Raw genomic sequence first — 2710 nt, 5'->3', positions numbered from 1 at the left:
ATAATAGGGTGATGGTTGCATACTAAGAGCAAATAATTAATGAATAGTAAAATATTTATCAATAAAATCCATTAATTCTGCTTTTTTTCTGTGGGATACTTCAATTTTGGAATTATTGAGCATTTCTACGTACCCCTTTTGTCTTGAGAATTTTTTTATGAATTGCAGATTGACAACATAAGATTTGTGAGTTCGAAAGAAATGCTTACTATCCAATAATTTTTCTATTTCGAGGATATTTTTGGATATGACTGTTTTTTCACCATTGTTAAGGTATATTTTAGTATAACATCCTTCTGCCTGAAGATAAATAATATCCGTGATATTGATAAGTTCCAGCCCACTTAAAGTATGAAAAACCAATTTTTTCGGAATAGAGGATTTTAAATTTTCAAAAAGAACATCATATTTTTCATCTTTTTTTGTTGTTTTTTCTTTAGTTTCTTTGACTTTATTGATTGCCTGAATCAACTCCTGTGTCTTTATTGGCTTGAGCAGATAATCAACAGCGCTCGCTCTGATAGCATTAATAGCATACTCATCAAAAGCCGTAGTGAAAATTACTTCAAAATCCCTGTCGGGTATCTTTTTCAGCATTTCAAATCCGCTCATCAATGGCATACGTATATCAAGGAAAACAATGTCGGGTTTATTTTCATTGATTGCTTTCATTCCATCTAATCCCGAATTGGCTTTTCCAGCAATTACAACATCCGGACAATTCTGTTTGATAATTAACTCAATATATTCTATTGCATCAATTTCGTCATCTATGATTACTGCTTTTAGCATAAGCATAAGTATAATTTTATGGTTAACTCTTTTATTTGTGAAATTCCAAATTCACTTAATAGTACTATTGCATCAAAAAAATAATTCTGCAACAATCTGTTTAAATATTTGGTTATCAGTAATCAGCTGCAAAATTTTACCAAATACCGATTACCCCTTATTACTGATTACTGTTGCAAAACTACATTATTTTAACACTATGTCATCACCGGAATATTTATTTCCACTCTTGTTCCTTTTGCACTTCCGTGTTCATCTTTTAAATCTATATATGTTACATTCATCTGTGTTTTGTATAGTGAATTAATTATATTTAATCTTTTTTCTTTGATATCGGTTCCTATTGATTGCCGCCCGTAATCTTTTTTTTTTCTAAATTCCATCGCCTTTTCTCGTCCTATACCATTGTCTTCAATACTACACAAGACGACATCACCTTTCTTTTTCATTTCAATAATTATTTTCCCCTTGTCTGCTCTATGCATTAAACCGTGCCAAATGGAATTTTCAACATAAGGTTGTATCAATAAAGTAGGTATTTTAAACTCCTGCGTATCTATATCCGAAGCAATATTTATTGAATATTCAAATTTATTTTTCGAACGTATCGCTTCCAGTTCAAGATAAAGTTGCAATGCATCAAGTTCGTCTTGTATTGGAATAGTTTCATGTTGTGAGTTATTTAATATTATTCTTATAAGGTCGGAAAATTTTTCTAAAAATTTTATAGATAATTCATTGTCGTTACGGGCTAAATAATAATGCAGCGAGTTCAGGGAATTAAAAATAAAATGCGGTTTGATTTGCTGTGTGAGAGATAAATTCATATACCTGTCTAATTCCTGTTTCAGAATGTTTCTTTTTTTATTATCTTTTAATTTCTTATATTTATATACAAATAATAAACTGCTTATAAAAACAATAAAACCCAAAATGAAACAAAGAATAATTATTCGTTGGTTTTTTATTTTTTCGTAATTTTTTTTCAGCTCTAAATCTTTAATTTTAATATCCTTTTCTTTTCTTTCAGTTTCGTATTTAGTATTGATTTCTACAATTTGCTTATGGATTTCTTTATTATATATCGAGTCTTTTAAAGTTACAAATAAAAGTTGATATTTGTAGGCGTTTTTAAAGTCATTAATTGCAAAATACAAATCAGATATGTCTTTGTGATTTTTGATATTAAGGTTGCCGAATTTATTTATAGAATCTGTTATTGAAATACTTTGTTTCAGATATTGCAAAGCAACATTATAGTTACCGAGTTTTTTGTAAATGTTTCCAAAATTGTTCAGTAATCCGGCAATTAATTCATTACTTTTCTTATCCATTAAATTATATGATTTTTTATAATAATATAATGCTTTCTGAAAATCATCTTGTTTTTCGTATACTTCCGCAATATTTCTATATATTGTGGATATAATACTTTTGCTTTTTAATTCATTTTGTATATCCAATATTCTTGTAAAATTTTTTAATGCGTCGCTATATTTACCAATCTTTTTGTAAATTAAACCAATGTTATTCAAAACCATTGAAATGTCTTCTTTGTTTTTTAATTCTTCTGCTATTTTTAAAGCTCGTTGATAATATTTTAAGGCAATTTCATTTTCATCCCATGCAGTATAAATGTTTCCTATGTTATTTAACACTCCACTTGTTTCTTTTTTTAACCCTAATTCATTTAATATTGTCAGGGATTCCTGAAAATAATATTCCGCTTCCTTATATTGATTTTTTGATTTGAAAATATTTCCTATGTTGACTAATACTTTTGCGATGCCGGGTTTATCATTTATCTCTTTGTATGTTTGCAGAGCTTTTTTACATCTTTTCATTGCCTCGTCGTAATTGTTCCATGTAATATATATGCTACCGGTATTAGCATTAATTTTAGCAATGCCCTTTTTAT

Annotated in this window: 2 protein-coding genes; both read right to left on the bottom strand. The window is 28.2% G+C overall.

What is annotated here, in order from left to right; all coding sequences use genetic code 11:
* Window positions 1-36: 36 nt before the first annotated feature.
* The gene (locus WC223_14005) at window positions 37-792 is read right to left on the bottom strand and encodes a LytTR family DNA-binding domain-containing protein (GenBank protein MFA6925354.1); all 756 of its coding nucleotides are present in this window, start codon (window positions 790-792) and stop codon (window positions 37-39) included.
* Window positions 793-989: 197 nt separating this feature from the next.
* A partial coding sequence (locus WC223_14000; GenBank protein MFA6925353.1) for a tetratricopeptide repeat protein occupies window positions 990-2710 on the bottom strand: 1721 nt, incomplete at its 5' end.

It is taken from the genome of Bacteroidales bacterium, from assembly GCA_041671145.1.
In the GTDB taxonomy this organism is placed as follows: domain Bacteria; phylum Bacteroidota; class Bacteroidia; order Bacteroidales; family JAHJDW01; genus JAQUPB01.
The sequence above is the reverse complement of the archived record's forward strand: the minus strand, read 5'-3'. Positions and strand labels throughout refer to the sequence as shown.